Below are 19205 nucleotides of genomic sequence, written 5' to 3' on the forward strand. Positions count from 1 at the left end.
GTTTTTCGTTTATACGACAAAAATATAAAAATTATACGTATCTTTATCAATAGGCCATTATATTTCCAACTCATTTAAACTTTCTCGCTTCAATTAAGGAAAGTTTAAACAGGTTCGTTATAAATTTACGCTGGTTTTACTTTTAAATCCTGGAGTTTTTTTGGTAATTAGCGGTATGACTTTACCTATGAAAAGCTATGACCTCACATACAGGCCCATGGGTGAAAGGGCCATCCTCATTGAATGGCCCGGAGAGATAGACGAGGCTGTCCTGGAAGATGTGATCCGTTTCAGGAAAATGATCCGTAAAGCCTTTCGGGACGAGTGTGAACTGGTTCCTGCATATCACACCCTTCTTGTTATTTTCCCTGAAAAAATACAGGTAGGGGACATGACCGAAAGGTTCCGCAAGCTGTATTCCAATCGTAAAAATAAACCCTTAAAAAGGCGACTGTGGAAGTTTCCCGTATGCTATGACAAAGAATTCGGGCTGGACCTGGAACTTCTTTCCAGTGAAAAAAGCATGCCTGAAGATGAGCTTATAACGCTGCATACCGGGAAGGTTTACACGGTGTTTGCCATTGGTTTCCTGCCGGGTTTCATGTACCTTGGCGGATTGGACGAAAGGCTCTTTTCCCCGAGAAAAAGCGACCCCAGGCTCAAGGTAGCCAGAGGAGCCGTAGGTATAGGAGGGAAGCAGACCGGTATATACCCGCAGGAAAGTCCGGGCGGATGGAACATTATCGGAAACTCCCCGGTAAAGCTGTTCGACCCTTACGCGAAAAAACCCTGTAAAATAAAGATTGGCGACAAAGTACAATTCTACCGGGTGAAAAAAGCCGAACACGAACTGATAAGCATTGAAGCGGCAGCAGGGGTATATAAAATAGAGAAAGAGAATTGGCATGATTAAGGTATTAAAGCCCGGATTTTACACTTCTGTACAAGACGCGGGAAGAACAGGATACCGGGACATGGGAGTTCCTGTTTCCGGTGCTATGGACCTTTTTTCCGCAACACTGGCCAACCGCTTGCTGAACAATGACGACAATGCCGCTGTCTTGGAAACGACCATGACCGGGCCCGACCTGGAATTTACCGAACCTACACATATTGTGGTCACCGGGGCAGAAATGCAGCCCGCCGTAAATGATGCGAAAATACCCTATAACCGGGTAATAAAAATAAACTCCGGGGACGTGTTGTCCTTCGGAAAACTGCAAAGAGGTTTCCGGGCTTACCTGGGGATAAAAGATGGATTTAAGACTGAAAAAGTACTGGGAAGCAGGTCGCTCTATATTCCCGTAACCCAAACCGCCCGTATTGTTGAAGGGAACACCCTGCCTTACCAGCCCTATGAGGGCGATATAGAAAACCTTATCGAAATAAAGATCGACAACGAATTTTTATTTGACACGCATATAGAAGTATTTCCCGGCCCGGAATACGAGCTGTTACCGGAAGCCGATAAGGAGCGGATCAGAACAGCAACATTTACCGTTTCTCCACAGAACAACCGTATGGCTTATCAACTCAAAGAACAACTGTTGCCCAACGATTTCGGTATTATCACTTCGGCTACTTTACCAGGAACCGTACAGCTAACCCCTTCCGGAAAAATGATCGTCCTGATGAAAGACTGCCAGACCACCGGAGGATACCCGCGTATTCTGCAGCTTACAGAAAAAAGTGTTTCCGTACTGGGGCAGAAGAAGGTGGGCGACACCATAGATATCAGGCTCCGGGGCTAAAAACATGGTATCATTTTACCTTCACTTCAGGAGCAGTTTGCTGTCTGTTTTCGGGATAGTTTAACATGCAGGACAAAGGTGTTTCCACCAATACGGAGGCACAAGGGTGTTTTCCCGGGAATTAAAAGGGGATTTTTCCCCTTTTCGTAAAGGAGGCTTTCCTCTTTATCGTTTTCTCCATACTTTTAACTAAACCAATAAAAATTTTTTATTATGAAAACTACCTTATGTAAACGGGGCTTCTTGTTTATGGCCTTATGCACTTTAATTATTTTAGGTTCCTGCCAGCCTCCTGAAGTGGAAAAGCCGAAAAAAACAATAGACAAGGAACAGGCGGCGAGATTAAGTGGCCGGTTTGTGGATGAGCTCACGGAACTTATGGAAGGAACAAAAGATACGGCCAGGCTGAACAGAATGCAAAAGGCCGGGTTTGTCCCCAGGGATAATAAAGCAGATTTTAAACTGGCAAGCTACACTTATTATACTGTGGAAGAACTGGAACACTATTTTGCCTGGGTCAAGCAGGAAGCCTGGGAAAAGGGATATGCGCTGGAAGGTTATCGCTTTTACTTCGGCATCTATCCGGATGAAGATGATTATGGAGAAAAGCAGAACTTTATGACCATGTTTATTTCCCCTGCCGGGAGGAAAGCGGAACGGCAGGAAGGGGCTGTGGTGAATTTGTCTCCTGTGTTTTATTATGCAGAGGAAATTACGGAAATCGATTCTTATAATTATGGCGGACAGGGAGAACCTCCTTCTGAAAAGTATGCAGACTAAATTTTAAAAGTATAATCAATTATAAATAATTTGGTTTTAATTGATCTTACGAATATTTCCCCGAAGTAAAATATTGGGGAAATATTCTAACTTTTGGATGAAATTACCCGGCTTACTCCCGATACTAAAAAAGGCAATATTCTTTCTATCTGCAATGAGGCTATTGTAATTATTATCTTTAATGGAAAAAAATAAATTTTTCTTTATATTCTTTATAGAAATACTAACATTAATAGTAGCAATTTCTACTTATGAAAAAAACAGAAGTAGGGCTTTCAATATTATTTTATATTATTTGTTGGTCACTGTTGTTACTGAATTCTTCGGTTTTTTAAGGATACTGGCCTTTAATGAAACCATATTTTTGGGTGTGAATTTTAAACAGGTCATCCCGCAAGTCATTGTCAATAGTACGCATTGGATATATAATATATACTCAATCTCAACTTTTTATTTTTTTCTTTTCTTCTTTATTCAGATAGTTGAATCAAGGTATAAAAAAACAATATACTTCCTGTTAATTTTATATACTGTTTTGGTTGTAATAGATCACATTGGTAATTATTCGTTATTTAACCGGACTATGTTGGTCAATCATAAAATAGCGGGTGTTATATGTGTTTTTATTGCGGCTTCAATATATTTTTACTCCTTGATAACCAGCAATAGAATTTTTACTTTTTATTTGAATTTATACTTTTGGATAACCGTAGGTATATTGTTTTTCAATTTGGTTACTATTCCTATATTTATTTTTGCAGAATATTTTAATTTTTCAAAATCTATATATTCTTTCATTTTGGTACCTTCATGCTATGTTATGTATGGTTCTTTTATTATCGGTTTTTTAATTAATGTGTGGCAATCACGAAAGAATAAAAAACACAGTTCCCGCCGGTAAATTCAGTTTGAAAAAACAGACTCATTCGGTGAAAGATAAAGCAGTTCCAGCTATTTTTATTTTAATGGCAAATGAAAAAGAAATAATAAGCCTAATCATATACGTAAGTGTACTTATCGTTATTTTGGTGATCTTTGTTGTTGCTTTCTTTTTAGCCTATCATCGACAAAAAACCAAATTGCTGATAGAAAAAGCCGAGGACAAAAAACGTTTCGAGGAAGAACTTGCAAAGACCCAGACCGAAATACAGGAACAGACCCTGAAGAACGTAAGCTGGGAACTGCACGACAATATCGGGCAATTGCTTTCCGTGGCCAAGATGCAGCTTACCATGCTGGAAAACCAGGTTCCTGAAGCACAGAAAAAACAATTTGAGGAAGCCACAGACATCCTGGGCAGGGGCGTGAACGAAATACGGCAATTGTCGCATTCACTCAATGCAGATTTTATCCTGAACGTAGGCCTGGAAGAGGCCCTGAGGGCAGAAGTGGGCCGGTTTAAACGCCTCAACTTTCTTAAAGTGGATTTTAAAGTAGAAGGAAAGGCCGTTTCCATTGACAAAAAGGACGAAGTGATCATCTTCCGTATCTTCCAGGAATGCTTTTCCAACTGTATCAAATATTCCAGGGCCACCCTGTTGTCTGTTTGCATCCGGTACCTGCCGGGAGAGGTCGTTATCTCTGCTGCAGATAATGGTGTGGGTTTCGATTTAAAAGATACAGATCGGGGGGTCGGGATCTTCAATATGCGAAGAAGGGCGGCATTGATCGGAGCAAAATTATCGCTAAATGTTAAAATAAATGAAGGAGTTTCAGTAACTTTGGTATATCCCTATAAACCAACCAAAACCAAAAATGAATAATAATGGTATTGCCATAGTCGATGATCATTTACTTTTTGCGCAATCCCTTATCTCCCTTGTTTCCACTTTCAATAAGTATAAAGTGCTGTTCCACGCCCTGAATGGAAAAGAGTTTATTACTGAAATGGAAAACAGAGAAAGGGTTCCCGACCTGGTGCTCCTGGATATCAATATGCCCGTTATGGACGGACTGGAGACCATGGCCTGGATAAAACAGCATAACCCGGAGCTGAAGGTGCTTGCCCTTTCTATAGACGACCGGGAAGAAACGATCATAAAAATGCTCCGCCTGGGAGCCCGGGGATATGTATTAAAGGATATCCATCCCGATATTTTTAAAAAAGCGGTGGAAGATGTGCTTACCAAAGGCTTTTATTTTTCCGACAGGATCACCAATACCATCCTGGATTCTATTGACAAGAAGGAAGATACTACTAAATTACGGCTCAAGGAACGGGAAATGGAATTCCTGAAACTGGCCTGTACGGAACGGACCTATAAAGAGATTGCCGAAAACATGTTCCTCTCCCCGAAAACGATAGACGGTTACCGGGAAGTACTCTTTGAAAAACTGGAGGTAAAGAGCAGGGTAGGACTGGTGCTGTATGCCATAAAGCATAAACTTATTGAGGTATGAACACCGAATACCACCCGCCTTAGCGGTAGTCCTTTTTGATCCTGTCCAGGTTTCGCTTGTTATCCCGATCCTTGATAGTCTCGCGCTTGTCGTGTAGTTTCTTTCCCTTTACCAGGGCTATTTCCATCTTGGCCAGTCCGCGGTCGTTGACAAAGAGGCGCAGGGGGACTATGGTCAGTCCCACATTCTTGACTTCCTTATTCAGTTTGCGAAGTTCGTTCTTGTTGAGAAGGAGTTTGCGTTCACTCCGGGGCTGGTGGTTGTAATGCGTACCGTGCGAATATTCCTGGATATACATATTGATCACAAAAAGTTCGCCCCGGTCGTTAAATTCACAAAAACTTTCGGCAATAGAGGCCTTCCCCAAACGTATGGATTTTATTTCCGTACCGGAAAGCACTATCCCGGCAACATACTTGTCCAGGGTCTCGTACTCAAAGCGTGCGCGTTTATTCTGTATGTTGATCTTTTTTTGCATAAGGACAGCAAAAGTAATAACTATTATCCGGATTTACGAATTACGGTTTTAGATTTGTGATTTGAGGTTGCTGACAAGAGTCGAGAGATACGATTTAGTTTGATGGGATGGTCCGGGCAAGCCCCCCTTGTGTCCGGGGGGCTTAATTCCGTTAAAAAGCCTAACAGCTCCCCCCTTGAGGGGGGCAGGGGGGTGTTACCCTACAACAGAATAAATCTTTCCCAAAAAAACTTTAGATCCCCAACGCCAAAGTGACCATCTCTTCCAGCGAAACCTGCCGTTCTTCCGTAGTAATATGCTCCCCTGTAATAAGATGGTCCGTAACCGTAAGGATGGCCAGTGCCTTTACACCGTATTTGGCGGCAATGGAATAGAGCGCGGCGGTTTCCATTTCTACGCCGAGTATACCGTATTCCGCCCATTTTTTGTAGTAATTGGGGTCGTTGTCATAAAAAATGTCACTGGTAAGGATATTCCCGGATTTAACAGCAATCCCTTTGGATTCGGCAGTTTTTACGGCTTTTAGAAAAAGTTCGGGATCTGCGGTCGGGGCAAAGCTGTCCTGGTTAAAATGGATACGGTTGATGTTACTGTTCGTCGAGGCAGACATGGCCAGTACAATATCACGGATCTTTATATGGAGTTGGTAAGAACCTGCACTGCCGATCCGGATAAGCTGCCGGGCACCGTAATCGTTGATAAGCTCGTGGGCGTATATGCTTATGGATGGAATACCCATGCCCGTGCCCTGTACGGATATTTGCCGCCCCTTGTACATGCCGGTAAAACCGTACATACCACGTACATCATTGTATAGCCTGGTTTCAGTAAGGAAATTTTCTGCGATCCATTTTGCTCTCAGGGGGTCGCCCGGGAGTAATACGGTTGCTGCTATTTCTCCTTTTTCGGCTCGTATATGTAAACTCATGTCAGTAAGATTCGTTAGAAGTAAGTCCTTTTACTATGGCTACGCCGCTGGAAGTCCCGATTCGGGTAACTCCCAAATCTATGTATTTTTTGGCAACTTCGAAACTTTTTATGCCTCCCGAGGCTTTTAGCCGGGCTTTTCCCTCTACCGCCTCTTTCATGATTTCGATATCGCGAAGCGTAGCTCCGCCTGTACCAAAGCCCGTGGAGGTTTTGACAAAATCGGCCCCGGCATCTGCGGCCAGGGTACTGGCCAGCGCTTTCTCGGCATCTGTAAGATAACAGGTTTCTATAATTACTTTGAGAATGTGTGGACCTATCGCTTTTTTTATGGCCCCGATCTCCTGTTGGGCCTTTTTTGTATCGCCCGATTTGAGCCATCCCAGGTTTATGACCATATCAATTTCGTCTGCACCGTCTGCAATGGCCTGTTCCGATTCAAAGATCTTGGTTTTGGTGCTCATGGCCCCCAGGGGAAAACCGGCCACGGCACATATATGAATGTCATCGGCATCGCCCAGGGTTTTGCGGGCTACGGATACATAACAACCGTGCACACATACCGAATAAAAACGATATTGCAGAGCCTCTTTGCACAGATGTTCGATATCCCTTTCGGTAGCCACAGGCTTTAATAGCGTATGGTCTATATAGCGATTTATTTTCATTAAAAATCCCGTTGTATTGCGTAAGCACTATTGATTTTCTTCATGCCGATTTTCTGGTAAAAGCCTTCGGCATCTGCGTTGGAATGAAGAATAAGTTTACAGCGTTCGCCGGCCTTTTCTTTTGTCAGCTCTACCAATTTTTTGCCTATGCCGCTTCCTTTATAATCATCCCTGACGGCGAGGTCAGATAAATAACAACAATAGCAGAAATCGGTAAGTGCTCTCGAAATACCTATAATTTTACCACGGTGCCAGGCAGAAACGACAAGATTGGCATTGTCGAACATTTCCCTGAGGCGTTCCGTATCATTTTTATCTTTAAAAGGGAAATAGCCCGAATGCTCAAACAGGTCCAGAAGCTCGTTGATCTTTAAATCTCCGGAGGTACTGTATGTAATTTCGTTTGTCATTTTTTCTTTTGGGTGCGTACTGAATATTCATTTTAATATTCTGTCGGGCTTCATTATCAATCTCATTCAACCTCTTTCTGATCTTTTATCAATACCTCAGACGTAAGCATTCATGAGGTCTTTTGAAACCTGAAACTTTTATGCCGTTCTTCAAAGGTAGTATTTTTTACGGGGAGTAATATTTCCCGGAAAAGCTCGAGGAATTCTTCCGGGTGTTTTTGTACTTTATTGGTCCTGAGGTTAAAGTGAACGAAGTTCAGCCAGGCCAGTGATTTCAGGATGTTTTTGTCCCGGTCCCACATACGGGCTTCCACGAGCAGGTGTTTGTCGGCATATTGAACAAGCTGGGTCTCTATAACCACTTCCTCCATGGTGAACACGGGTTTCAGGTAAGCCACCTGGCTGCTGCTTACTACCCATCCAAGCCCTTGTTCACGGGCAATCCGGAAAATGTCGATGTCGTAATATTCCAGCAACTGGTCTTCCCGGGCATTGATAAAATAATCCAGATACCGGCCGTTGTTCAGGTGGTTAAATGGGTCGCAGTCCTGGAATCGTATTTTTGTTCTGCTTTCCAAAATGGTGTTTTGTTTTTTCATAAGTATTCTTTTTTATACCGATCGGTATATTAGTGATTAAAAAAATAGTGTGCTGTCAGGCCTGTCTTTTTCTTTTGCTGTATTTTGTAAACTAATATTGCATTACTTGTTTTTCCATTCTTCCAGGATCATACGCTCCAGAATATCCATAGTACTCTCTAAATAGGAGAGGTCGTCCATCGTAAAACTCATAAAGACGGCACCTTCTATGATACTGAACATTTGCCGGGCATTTTTTACAGGGTCTGTATCGGGTTTCAGTTCACCGAGAGCCCGTCCTTCCGCTATGATATCTGCAAGGCTGCGTTCTATTTTCCGGATAATGTCCCTGACGCCTTCCAGGAGCTTTTTGTTCTGATGGTTGGCATCAACACCGATATTAATAATAGGGCATCCTCCGATATCCCTGGAAAAATCATAGTAATTCCGATAAAAATCGGTGATGAGGAGGAGTTTTTGCAAGGGAGAGGAACTGCTTTCCTGGTGTTCGCGTACCTTCCGCAAAATTCTTTTTACATTATAGCGGAACGCTTTTACGGCAAGTTCTTCCTTGTTCCGGAAGTTACCGTATATGGCGCCCTTGGTGAGTCCGGTTGCACTGGTAATGGTGCTCATACTGGTGGCGGCATAACCGTTCCGGTTAAAGATGGGAGCTGTAGAAGCAATGATGTGCCTGGATGTCCTTTCCGCTTTACTGTACATATGATGTCTGTGAAATTATATACAAATATATAAAAATATACCGAACGGTATATTTTTGTCGTTTAAAATTTCACTTATCACCAGGGGAGGGGTAATATATGTGAAATAAGCCAGCGGTGTGTACCTGTTTTTCTATACTTTTGTATTTCGCTTGTTCACAGTAAAAAAGGTAGATATGGCCGAACTCATCAGAATATACGAAGAGAACCCCAACCCGAGGGAAATACAGAAAGTGATAAAGGTGCTTAAGCGGGGCGGGTTGGTTATTTATCCTACGGACACTGTTTACGGACTGGGGTGTGACATCACCAATTCCAAGGCTCTGGAGCGTATTGCCAGGATCAAAGGTGTAAAGCTGGAAAAGGCCAATTTCTCCTTTATATGTGCCGACCTGAGCAATTTGTCCGATTACGTGAAACAGATCGAAAATTCTACTTTTAAGTTATTAAAGCGGGCACTCCCCGGGCCGTTTACCTTTATCCTTTCCGGGAACAATAACCTGCCGAAAGATTTTAAGAAGAAAAAAACCGTGGGTATCCGCGTGCCGGGCAACAATATTGCACAGGCTTTGGTGCAGGAACTGGGAAACCCGATCGTATCGACTTCTATACACGACGAAGACGAACTCCTGGAATACACTACGGACCCGGAACTGATCTACGAAAAATGGGACAATCTCGTGGATGTGGTCATCGACGGGGGGTATGGAGATAACATGGCTTCTACCGTAGTGGACCTTACAGGGCCTGAACCCGCAGTGATCCGGCAGGGCAAAGGTGATCTTGAGGAGATTTTATAAAATCCCGCTCCTACATCTTGTGTATCTTTTCCAGCGTATATGAAATAAGGCTTTCAACGATCTTTTTCGGTTGAGATGCAAAGGTGCCATTGGCCCGGTTGGCTATGATGGCATTAAGGGATATAGACCGGTGGCCGAGGAGCCTGGAGAGCCCGTAAATGGCCGAAGTTTCCATTTCGAGATTGGTTATTTTCAATTCTTTATGGATAAAGCTGTCTATTTTACGGTTGAGTTCAGCATCCTGTAATGGCAGGCGAAGTACGCGTCCCTGCGGGCCGTAAAATCCCCCTGCGGTAGCGGTAAATCCGGGATAGATCTCCTCATCGTTAAAATATTCCCGGAGCTTTTCATCGGCAGGGATCACCAGTGGCCTGGCCTTGCGGTCGCTCCATCCGGTGTGTTTTATAAAAGCGTCTTCTATTTCGGGATCAGTAATGTTTTCTGTACGGTAGGCGTGCAACATGCCGTTAAGGTCCAGCGCAAAAGAACTGGCAAGGAAAGCCCCGACGGGGATATCTTTTTGCAATGCACCCGAGGTGCCTACGCGGATAATGTTGAGGGAGGTGTGTTCTTTTTTAACCTTGCGTTCTTCCAGGTCAATGTTTACCAGTGCATCCAGTTCGTTGAGTACAATGTCAATATTGTCCGGTCCTATTCCTGTGGAGATCACGCTAAGCCTTTTGCCCCGGTAAATACCGGTCTCTGTCCGGAATTCCCGTTTTTGCGTCGTAAATTCCACAGTGTCGAAATGACGGGTGATCTTACCCACACGATCCTGGTCGCCTACAAAAATAATGGTGCTTGCTATGTTTTCCGGCCGCAGGTTCAGGTGGTACACACTTCCGTCGGCATTGAGCATAAGTTCGGATTCGGCTATTTTCATGTAAAAAGTGTTCTGGGACGTAAGACTATAAGGCTTATGACTTAAGATAAGAACATACGAAAATACTAAGTCATACGTCCTGTGGTCCTATGTCAATTCAAAATATCGTTAAAAACAGAAAGAAGGACAAAATGCCCTTCTTTCCGGTGCTGTTGTTTTTTTCGGGGGGTATTATAATTTCAATAACCTGGCTGTATCTTCGTGATACAGGAAGCTGTATTTTTGGGTCCCCCCGAGATAAATATCGTCTCGCTTTATAAAGGGATAATAATTTTGTACTTTGTTCAACACATCTTTGCCCATAGGGCTGAGTTTTACCGGGTTGAACGATTTAAATAAGGGCTTTATGGAATTGATGATCCTCAAATACTGCAAATCCCCGAAGCCGTAATTACTCTCATTTTTGATCAGGGTCTCCACAAATTTTTCCCTGGATACTATTTTTCTGCCGGCCGCAATTTCCAGGGTGCTGTTTTCGAGGTGATTTAATCCGTTCTTAACTGTGGGGAATCTGTGCAGGTGAAGGGCAATAGCGTCGGTGAGGTAAGGGAATTGGGAGGCGTTGAATTTAGAGAAGGTTTCGAGTCGGAGGGGAGTGTCGCTGCAGTAAAGTTGCCAGATGTAATCGGCATATTCTATATCGTCCTGTGTGAGTTGTGTTCGTGAATCGTATAATTTGAGTAGTTGCTGTTTGGTGTGGTTGGTAAGGATAAAAGATTTGTTCCCCTTTTTCTTTCCGCAGACCAGGGAGATCTGTGCTCCCTTGCGGTGTTTCTTCAGCCAGCTGACGACCGCTATCATATTGATCTGGCAGAAGAGGTCCTCGTCAAACCACAGAACGATCTCTTCCTGACTCTTCTGGTTACACAATCGCCTGTATTCCTTTAGTGTGGCCTCTATGAAATTGGTTTTGGAGATTTTGTAATTCTTGTTCAAAAACTCAAAACGGGCCTTCCAGAACGATTCGCTGCCCACTTCCGTCATAGTCCTCCCTTCACAGAGCATTTCTCTCCAGGTAATGATCTCTCCTTCCAGCTTTAATTCTTTAAGATGCGAAGTAAAGCCATCTCCATTGGTAATGTGCAAGGTTGTAGTCATTTTTATGGTTTGTTTAGATTAGCCAAAAATATGTTTTATATATGAGCCTAAAACCACTTTTATATTTTTATCAAATAACTTTGACTTTTTGTTATTTGCTTAACCTTATGTTCAATTATTAAAAAACGATCCTATCCGCCTACGCGTTTTATATGGTAGCCTTCGTTTTTCAGTAATTCCATGACCTTGTCGCGGTAATCCCCCTGTATGATGATCTCTCCGTTCTTGGTGGAACCCCCGACACCGCATTTGGTCTTCAGGAATTTTCCGAGTTCCCTGAGGTCTTCTTCCGGTCCCTGAAATCCCCGGATGACGGTAACTGTTTTTCCGCCTCTGCCTTTATTGCTGAAATGAGCTTCCAGATATTGTTCGGCAGGGGAGAGGCTTTCCGGTTCTTCTTCTTCGAAAACAGGTTGTTCTCCGGTAGAAAAAACAAAGTTTCCCAGGTCTTCCAGATTGTTCAGTTTGTTTTTGTTGCCCATGTTTCTCCCTTTTTTGACAAGGCTATCTTAAAGTAAACGTATAAAAAATGGTTAACGTATATTCTTTAACAACAATTAAGTAATAATGATTATAAATTCCAGGTAATCAACGGGTTGTGTTTGTGGGATTTCCATGATACGCGCCCTTCATATTGATGTTCTTACGTTTTAATAAGCCCGAGTTCTACGAGGCGTTCGTGCAGGAACTCGCCTGCAGTGATATCTTCATATAACCTGGGATGCTCGTCGTCTATACAGTTTTCCAGGCAATTAAGGGGCATTTCGCTGATCGGGTGCATAAAGAAAGGGATGGAATACCTGGAGGTGCCCCACAGTTCACGGGGTGGGTTTACTACCTGGTGTATGGTAGATTTAAGGCGGTTATTGGTATGGCGCGAAAGCATGTCTCCGACATTGATCATCAGCTCGTCCGGTTCGGCAATGGCATCGAGCCATTCTCCGTTGTGGTTCTGTACCTGTAACCCTTTACCGTGTGCTCCCATGAGCAGGGTTATCAGGTTAATGTCTCCATGGGCTGCGGCACGGATGGCATTTTCGGGTTCCCGGGTTATCGGTGGGTAGTGAATGGGGCGCAATATCGAATTGCCGTTCCTGATCCATTTGTCGAAATAGGTTTCTTCCAGATCCAGGTGCAATGCCAGTGCCCTAAGCACATATTTGGCTGTTTTTTCCAGCATTTTATAGGTTTCCTTTCCCACTTCGTTAAACCGGGGAAGTTCTTCCACAATAACATTCGGCGGGTATTGGGCCTCCAGTTCGGGATCGTCTTCTACATACTGTCCGAAGTGCCAGAATTCCTTGAGGTCGCCTTCTTTTCGTCCCTTGGCGTGCTCTTTTCCGAAGGAAGTATAACCGCGTTGCCCGCCGATGCCCTCAATTTCATATTTCTTTTTAATGTCTTCGGGCTGGGCAAAAAATTTCTTTATTTCGGTGTATAGATCCTTCTCCAGCTGATCGGAAAGGAAATGCCCCTTAAGCGCCACAAAACCTATTTGCTCATAAGCATCGCCGATCTCTCTTATAAACTTTTTTTTCTTATCGGGATCGTCCGAGAGAAACTCCCTTAGGTCCACACTTGGTATCTTGTTCATGTATTCCGTATTTGAAGCCGGAATCCCTGTTGGTATTTTCCGGAGTATATTGTGCTTTCTTATACAAAGTTAGGCAATTAGCAGGCTAATTTAAAAAGATAGTTATTAACAACATAAAAAAATATCACATTAGCATACCTTAATGTTATTTTTTCCTACTTTTGATACGGTTAATAAAGTATATTATACATGAATCCCGTGACCTCCAAAGATATGGCCTTCACTTACGACAGAAAAGGTCTGAGCAATAAAGAACTCCTCGGTTTATACAAAAAAATGCTGCTCCCCAGGATGATAGAGGAGAAAATGTTGGTATTGCTCCGGCAGGGTAAGATATCCAAATGGTTCAGCGGTATCGGCCAGGAAGCAATTGCAGTAGGGGTGGCCTCTGCCCTGGAAAAAGACGAGTATATCCTGCCCATGCACCGCAACCTGGGGGTGTTTACCACCCGGGAAGTGCCGTTACACCGTCTTTTTTCGCAATGGCAGGGAAAAGCCGGCGGGTTTACCGGGGGCAGGGACCGTAGTTTTCACTTCGGTACTCAGGAATACCGTATTGTGGGGATGATATCGCACCTGGGACCTCAAATGGGGGTTGCCGACGGTATTGCCCTGGCTCATAAAATAAGGAAAGAGCAAAAGATAACTGCCGTATTTACCGGGGAAGGGGGAACGAGCGAAGGAGATTTTCACGAAGCGCTCAATGTAGCTGCCGTATGGGACCTGCCCGTTTTATTTTGCGTGGAGAATAACGGTTACGGGCTTTCCACTCCCGTAGAGGAGCAGTTTAAATGTAAAAACCTGGCCGACAAGGGAGCCGGATATGGCATGGAAGCACATATCATAGACGGGAACAATATCCTGGATATATATAATAAGGTGTCAGAACTGACCGAAAGCATGCGAAAAGATCCCCGGCCGGTATTACTTGAGTTTAAGACCTTTCGAAGGAGGGGGCACGAAGAAGCGAGCGGTACCAAATATGTTCCGGCCGAACTTATGGAGTACTGGGAAGCCAGGGACCCCATAGCCCATTACAGCGAATTTCTGACCCGTGAAGGGATACTCTCCGGGGAAAAGGATAAGCTCCTCCGGCAACAAATGACTGCTGCGATACAGGAAAACCTGAAAAAAGCCTTTGACGAAGCCCCGGTGACTTTTGATGAAGAAAGGGAACTGGGCAACGTGTACGGCAAATTCGAATACCGGGAAACTGTTCCCGGCCCTTCCATGAAGAACATCCGCCTTGTCGATGCTGTTTCCCAGGGGCTGGAACAGGCCATGGAACGTTTTGATGATCTCGTGGTCATGGGGCAGGACATTGCCGAATACGGTGGGGTTTTTAAGGTAACCGAAGGCTTTGCGGAAAAATTCGGCAGGGAACGGGTTCGGAACACCCCTATTTGTGAATCTGCCATTGTATCTGCCGCCATGGGACTTTCCATCAACAGGATGAAAGCCGTTGTGGAAATGCAGTTTGCCGATTTTGTATCGACCGGGTTCAACCCCTTGGTGAATTATCTGGCCAAAGTACACTACCGCTGGGGGCAGCATGCCGACGTTGTGGTACGTATGCCCTGTGGCGCAGGAGTAGGAGCAGGGCCATTCCATTCACAGACCAATGAAGCCTGGTTTACAAAGACCCCGGGACTAAAGGTGGTATACCCGGCTTTTCCTTATGATGCCAAGGGCCTGCTCGCTACTGCCATAGAAGACCCTAACCCCGTATTGTTCTTTGAGCACAAGGCCTTATACCGCAGTATTTACCAGGAAGTCCCGGAAGATTATTACACCTTGCCATTGGGCAAGGCTTCCGTACTCCGGGAAGGCAACGATATTACCGTAATATCCTACGGGGCGGGGATACACTGGGCCCTCGAAGCCCTGGAAGAACATCAGGAGATAGGTGTGGACCTCATAGACCTTCGCACCTTACAACCGTTAGACACGGAAACCATCTTCACCTCCGTACGGAAAACCGGGAAAGTTATTATTCTCCAGGAAGATACCCTGTTTGGCGGGGTGGCCAGCGATATTTCTGCTATGATCGTAGAAAACTGTTTTGAACACCTCGATGCCCCTGTGCAGCGGGTCGGTAGCCTGGAAACCCCTGTGCCCTTTGCCGGTGCACTGGAAGAAGGCTTTTTGCCCAGACAACGGTTTAAAGCTGCATTACACCGATTATTGGTATACTGATATCGAATAAGGCGGCGGGATGACATTTAATTATTCCCTTTTATAATAAATTGATTTTTTTTACGTATTTTTAAACATAAAAAATACATAAATTATGACAAAAATTCGTGTAACCCTTATCTTATTGGTTGTCCTTGTGGCTTCTTCCTGTTCACTTTCCAAAGTCAACAGGGAATACAGAGGAGCTATTGTCGGCAACTGGATTTTGAATGAAGTTACTTACGCAGGTAACAGTGGAAATTTCAAATCCGTTCTCTTTAACGATGTTTCGGACGACTGCTTCAAGGGAAGCCAGTGGTTCTTCCGGAACAGTAACAGCACCGGCACCTACACCATCAATCCCGGGGCGGAATGTATGGACGGGGTGCGGAATATCCGCTGGTCCGTAAACGAAACGGGAGGTGGAACCAACCAGCTTCAGTTTAAGTTTATAGATGAGAAGAGAAAAGATGTCAGCGGAGGCTATGGTTACAGGCTCGATATCGTGAGCCTCAACCAGCAGGAAATGACCCTGCAAACCAATACCACGGTAGAAGGAGAGCCCATTACCGTAGTATATCATTTTTCAAGATCTTATTAAGTTAAAAATATAAAAGTCAGTTATGATAATCAATTCATTACAAAAATTGGGAGCCGGCCTTCTTGCCATAGCCCTTATGACAACAGGATGCGACGCTGTACAAAACGCCGGAAAAAAGGAAAAAGGAGCCGTGATCGGTGCAGCTGGAGGAGCTGTGATCGGTGGTATTATAGGGAATAATGTAGGCAATAAAAAGAATTCCGCACTCGGAGCCATTATCGGAGGTGTTGTGGGCGGTGCAGCCGGAACATATATCGGTGACCGTATGGACCGCCAGGCCGAACGTATCGAAGAAGAGATCCCCGGAGCGGAAGTGACCCGTGTAGGAGAAGGGATCAATGTAACCTTCGATGAGAAAAGCGGGGTGTATTTTGCTACGGACAAATACAATATCAACTCGGCGTCTGCAACAACGCTGAACAAACTCGCCGGTATTTTCAAGGAATACCCTAATTCCCTTATCCTTGTAGAAGGACATACCGATAATACCGGAAGGGCAGAATACAATACCGGGCTTTCCCAGCGAAGGGCAGAATCCGTGACCAATTACCTCGTAAGCCAGGGATTGTCCTCAGGCAGGTTTACAACCAAATGGTATGGCGAAGACCAGCCCAAGTACGACAATAGCACAGCAGAGGGCAGGGCCAAAAACCGAAGGGTAGAGGTTGCTATTGTGGCCAATGAAAAACTAAAAGAAGAAGCGAAGAAAAACACACAATAATTTGTTGTGATTACCGTACCATATTTTATGTGGGGGCGCGATACATTGCGCCCCCACATTTTTTTTACAGGGGTTTCGTGTTTTTTTCGTACCTTTTTATAAACAAAAGGATACATCATGCATCGCGTACTGATACCCACTGATTTCTCTGATAACGCATGGAATGCCATAAACTATGCCATTTCCATGTACCGCGGAGAGGAAACCGTGTTTTTCCTTTTCAATTCCTATTCTCCGAATGCTATTAATCCCGGGGAGGTGATGACGTCATCGGCGGCAACGAAAACACTTCTCGATGCGGTGAAGTCTTCTTCTGTGAAAGGGCTTAAAAAGTCCCTCGAAAAGATCATGTCTGGCAATCCGGATGAAAAACACCGTTTTGAAGCCATTTCCAAGTTCGACTATTTTACCAATGCCGTGACGGAAGTGTGCCGGGAAGAGGAGATCGACATGGTGGTTATGGGCACCACCGGAGCAAGTGGCCTCAAAGAAGCCCTGGTGGGCAGTAATACCGCAAGCCTTATAGGAAAAATAAAGATCCCGCTCCTGGCCATTCCGGAATCCTCCTCGTTTACATCACCCGGAGAGATCGCCTTTGCTACCGATTACGATACCGAATACCGGGAGAGGAACCTGGAGGTGTTGTTTCATATCGCCGATAAATTCTCTTCCGTCATCCGGATATATCACGTTATCCAGAAGAAGGCCGAACTTACGGAAAAAAATAAACAGGTACGGGAGGAAATGGAAAAACGGTTTTCCGGACATCGGCACGAGTTCTTTCTGCTTACAGATACTTCCCTGGCTACGGCCACACGCATTTTTGTACAGAGCCGGGGTATACAAATGTTGTGTATGGTGGCCAAGAAACACAGCTTTCTCCAACATTTGTTCGGGCTAAGCCATACCCGGGACATGTGTTACCATATCGATATTCCCCTGTTAATATTACAGAACGAGGTGGGGTAAATTCACCGATAATTTATAAATTTGAGCTTTTCGTACAAATAAAACCCAGGTCCCGGGCTTTCCGGTACAGGGAATTAAATAAAACAATCTGCAATGGAAAAAGTGCTTTTGCCCACCGATTTCTCGGATAACGCGTGGAATGCTATAACATATGCCTCACAACTCTTTAAAGATATCGAATGTACCTTTTATCTCCTTCATGTACTCCCGCCTACATTGGGAAGCCGGAAGACGCTGGCCTCGAGGACTACGGAAGAAATGTTGTCCAGTGCCGAGACCGATGCCGCGAAAAAACTGGAAGAACTGGCAGGTGAAATAGCGTCTTTAACAAATAACAACAAACACAAGATAGAGACTGTGACCAGGTTCGATCTTTTTTCAGATGCGGTGGAGGACGTTGTAAAAGATAAAAAGATCGATATAGTGGTCCTGGGGTCGCACGGAGCAGGGGGGATAAGGGACCTTTTCCTGGGAAGCAATACCTCCAACCTTATCGGCAATGTCAAATGCCCTATACTGGCTGTTCCGAAGGACCTGGAATTCCAGGAGATCGATGAAATAGGTTTTGCCCTCGATTACGAATTTGCGTACCGTAAAGAAGGGCTTGCCCCGCTATTCCGGATCGCAGAGAAATTCAAAGCCGGTATCCGTTTCTATCACGTCATGGAAAAACGGGACGAATGGACCGGGGAAAAGGAAAAGATAAAAAAAGAAATAGAGAAAGCCTTTGAAGGTTTTGATATCTCTTTTTTCCTGCTTACCGACGCTCCTCTCGATGTGGCCACCCGGCTTTTTGTGGAAAGCAGGGAAATAGACCTTCTTTGTATGGCTGCTGAAAAACGGAATTTTATGGATAGCCTGCTCGGGAAATCCCCCGTGAAGAACATGAGTTATCACAGTACCACACCTTTACTGGTGTTGCATAAGGACACCCTGAAATAGATTGAAGAAGATTGAATCCCGATGGTTATCGGGAGATTGATCCTGAACATTTCAATCTCATTCAATCTTCCCGCGTAGCGGGTTCAATCCCCTATCAATCTTTTAACCAGATACCCCGGATCATATGAAAGAAATACAGCTAAGGCGAGCGGTTTTGGACGACCTGGACACCCTGCTCGAATTTGAACAGGGCATTATCGAGGCCGAACGCCCTTTTGACGAAACCCTGAAAGAAGAAAAGATCAGCTATTACGATCTGAAAGCGTTTATCCTCGATCCGGATACGGAAGTCGTGGTTGCCGAAAGCGATGGAAAACCCGTTGGCTCGGGCTATGCCCGTATTATGGATGCCAAATCTTTCCTTAAACACGGGAAGTACGCCTATCTCGGTTTCATGTATGTACACCCGGAATACCGTGGCCGGGGGATCAACAAACGTATTGTGGATGCTTTGAAACAATGGAGCCTTTCCCGTAATATCAGCGAAATACGGCTGGATGTTTACAGCGATAACCTGGCCGCGATAAGAGCTTATGAAAAAGCCGGGTTTCAACGCCATCTTTTGAATATGCGGATAGCTTCGGGGTCTTCCGGCGAAAAAGAATAATGACCCGGATGAAAACAGGATAGGAAGCCCCGCTTTGCAGCTCGAATTTTAGCTTCCTGTAAAGTATACGTCTTCGCCCGGCGTAAATTCGGGAGAATTCA

Annotated in this window: 22 protein-coding genes; 12 read left to right on the forward strand and 10 right to left on the reverse strand. The window is 44.6% G+C overall.

Annotated features, from left to right (window positions below; genetic code table 11):
- Positions 1 to 187 precede the first annotated feature (187 nt).
- From pxpB to KN811_RS03525, 5 genes are all read left to right on the forward strand, one after another.
- On the forward strand, positions 188 to 913 hold the full coding sequence (gene pxpB, locus KN811_RS03505; RefSeq protein WP_187965484.1) for a 5-oxoprolinase subunit PxpB: 726 nt from the start codon (positions 188 to 190) through the stop codon (positions 911 to 913).
- Positions 906 to 1751 (forward strand): 5-oxoprolinase subunit C family protein, encoded by an 846-nt coding sequence (locus KN811_RS03510; protein ID WP_187965483.1) that lies wholly within the window; start codon positions 906 to 908, stop codon positions 1749 to 1751. The genes pxpB and KN811_RS03510 overlap by 8 nt, the downstream gene beginning before the upstream one ends.
- A gap of 213 nt (positions 1752 to 1964) precedes the next feature.
- On the forward strand, positions 1965 to 2531 hold the full coding sequence (locus KN811_RS03515; RefSeq protein ID WP_187965482.1) for a hypothetical protein: 567 nt from the start codon (positions 1965 to 1967) through the stop codon (positions 2529 to 2531).
- A gap of 965 nt (positions 2532 to 3496) precedes the next feature.
- Positions 3497 to 4294, forward strand: a complete 798-nt coding sequence (locus tag KN811_RS03520) for a sensor histidine kinase (RefSeq protein ID WP_187965481.1) — start codon at positions 3497 to 3499, stop codon at positions 4292 to 4294.
- Positions 4287 to 4931 carry a response regulator gene (locus KN811_RS03525; RefSeq protein WP_187965480.1) on the forward strand — a complete coding sequence of 215 codons (645 nt, stop codon included), beginning with the start codon at positions 4287 to 4289 and terminating at the stop codon, positions 4929 to 4931. Before KN811_RS03520 ends, KN811_RS03525 begins: the two co-directional genes overlap by 8 nt.
- 19 nt (positions 4932 to 4950) lie before the next feature.
- Here the strand turns inward: KN811_RS03525 and smpB are convergent, their stop codons facing one another.
- From smpB to KN811_RS03555, 6 genes are all read right to left on the reverse strand, one after another.
- Entirely contained in the window at positions 4951 to 5409 is a 459-nt protein-coding gene (smpB, locus tag KN811_RS03530; RefSeq protein WP_187965479.1) for an SsrA-binding protein SmpB, read from the reverse strand.
- A gap of 232 nt (positions 5410 to 5641) precedes the next feature.
- Positions 5642 to 6337 (reverse strand): purine-nucleoside phosphorylase, encoded by a 696-nt coding sequence (gene deoD / locus KN811_RS03535; RefSeq protein ID WP_187965478.1) that lies wholly within the window; start codon positions 6335 to 6337, stop codon positions 5642 to 5644.
- 1 nt (position 6338) lies between these two features.
- Positions 6339 to 7004, reverse strand: a complete 666-nt coding sequence (deoC, locus tag KN811_RS03540; protein WP_187965477.1) for a deoxyribose-phosphate aldolase — start codon at positions 7002 to 7004, stop codon at positions 6339 to 6341.
- The gene (locus KN811_RS03545; protein ID WP_187965476.1) at positions 7004 to 7414 is read right to left on the reverse strand and encodes a GNAT family N-acetyltransferase; all 411 of its coding nucleotides are present in this window, start codon (positions 7412 to 7414) and stop codon (positions 7004 to 7006) included. Before KN811_RS03545 ends, deoC begins: the two co-directional genes overlap by 1 nt.
- Before the next feature lie 110 nt (positions 7415 to 7524).
- Positions 7525 to 8013, reverse strand: coding sequence for an acyl-CoA thioesterase (locus tag KN811_RS03550; RefSeq protein ID WP_187965475.1), 489 nt, complete (start codon positions 8011 to 8013; stop codon positions 7525 to 7527).
- Between the two features lie 102 nt (positions 8014 to 8115).
- A complete protein-coding gene (locus tag KN811_RS03555; RefSeq protein ID WP_187965474.1) occupies positions 8116 to 8715 on the reverse strand; it encodes a TetR/AcrR family transcriptional regulator in 600 nt (199 codons plus the stop codon).
- 175 nt (positions 8716 to 8890) lie between these two features.
- On the opposite strand from KN811_RS03555, the gene KN811_RS03560 reads away from it, so the two are divergent.
- A complete protein-coding gene (locus KN811_RS03560) occupies positions 8891 to 9514 on the forward strand; it encodes an L-threonylcarbamoyladenylate synthase (RefSeq protein ID WP_187965473.1) in 624 nt (207 codons plus the stop codon).
- A 10-nt stretch (positions 9515 to 9524) separates the two neighbouring features.
- On the opposite strand, the gene KN811_RS03565 is transcribed toward KN811_RS03560, so the two are convergent.
- From KN811_RS03565 to KN811_RS03580, 4 genes are all read right to left on the reverse strand, one after another.
- Entirely contained in the window at positions 9525 to 10397 is an 873-nt protein-coding gene (locus tag KN811_RS03565; RefSeq protein ID WP_187965472.1) for a nucleoside phosphorylase, read from the reverse strand.
- A 171-nt stretch (positions 10398 to 10568) separates the two neighbouring features.
- On the reverse strand, positions 10569 to 11495 hold the full coding sequence (locus tag KN811_RS03570; RefSeq protein WP_187965471.1) for a DUF1835 domain-containing protein: 927 nt from the start codon (positions 11493 to 11495) through the stop codon (positions 10569 to 10571).
- 131 nt (positions 11496 to 11626) lie between these two features.
- Positions 11627 to 11977: a translation initiation factor gene (locus tag KN811_RS03575; RefSeq protein ID WP_187965470.1), complete on the reverse strand. Its 351-nt coding sequence runs from the start codon at positions 11975 to 11977 to the stop codon at positions 11627 to 11629.
- Between the two features lie 161 nt (positions 11978 to 12138).
- Positions 12139 to 13089, reverse strand: coding sequence for an isopenicillin N synthase family dioxygenase (locus KN811_RS03580; RefSeq protein ID WP_187965469.1), 951 nt, complete (start codon positions 13087 to 13089; stop codon positions 12139 to 12141).
- 189 nt (positions 13090 to 13278) lie between these two features.
- Between KN811_RS03580 and KN811_RS03585 the strand changes: the two genes are divergently transcribed.
- The 6 genes from KN811_RS03585 (at position 13279) to KN811_RS03610 (ending at position 19104) form a co-directional block, all read left to right on the forward strand.
- Positions 13279 to 15285, forward strand: a complete 2007-nt coding sequence (locus KN811_RS03585) for an alpha-ketoacid dehydrogenase subunit alpha/beta (protein WP_247716391.1) — start codon at positions 13279 to 13281, stop codon at positions 15283 to 15285.
- Between the two features lie 94 nt (positions 15286 to 15379).
- Complete coding sequence (locus tag KN811_RS03590; RefSeq protein WP_216334662.1) at positions 15380 to 15865, forward strand: lipocalin-like domain-containing protein; 486 nt, start codon at positions 15380 to 15382, stop codon at positions 15863 to 15865.
- 22 nt (positions 15866 to 15887) lie between these two features.
- Positions 15888 to 16586 (forward strand): YiaD family glycine zipper/OmpA-like lipoprotein, encoded by a 699-nt coding sequence (locus KN811_RS03595; RefSeq protein ID WP_187967737.1) that lies wholly within the window; start codon positions 15888 to 15890, stop codon positions 16584 to 16586.
- Positions 16587 to 16703: 117 nt separating this feature from the next.
- Complete coding sequence (locus KN811_RS03600; RefSeq protein WP_187967736.1) at positions 16704 to 17555, forward strand: universal stress protein; 852 nt, start codon at positions 16704 to 16706, stop codon at positions 17553 to 17555.
- A gap of 93 nt (positions 17556 to 17648) precedes the next feature.
- The gene (locus KN811_RS03605) at positions 17649 to 18497 is read left to right on the forward strand and encodes a universal stress protein (RefSeq protein WP_187967735.1); all 849 of its coding nucleotides are present in this window, start codon (positions 17649 to 17651) and stop codon (positions 18495 to 18497) included.
- Between the two features lie 124 nt (positions 18498 to 18621).
- Positions 18622 to 19104, forward strand: coding sequence for a GNAT family N-acetyltransferase (locus KN811_RS03610; RefSeq protein ID WP_187967734.1), 483 nt, complete (start codon positions 18622 to 18624; stop codon positions 19102 to 19104).
- The last annotated feature ends 101 nt before the right edge of the window (positions 19105 to 19205 follow it).

The organism is Sinomicrobium weinanense, assembly GCF_018863395.1.
GTDB lineage: Bacteria > Bacteroidota > Bacteroidia > Flavobacteriales > Flavobacteriaceae > Sinomicrobium > Sinomicrobium weinanense.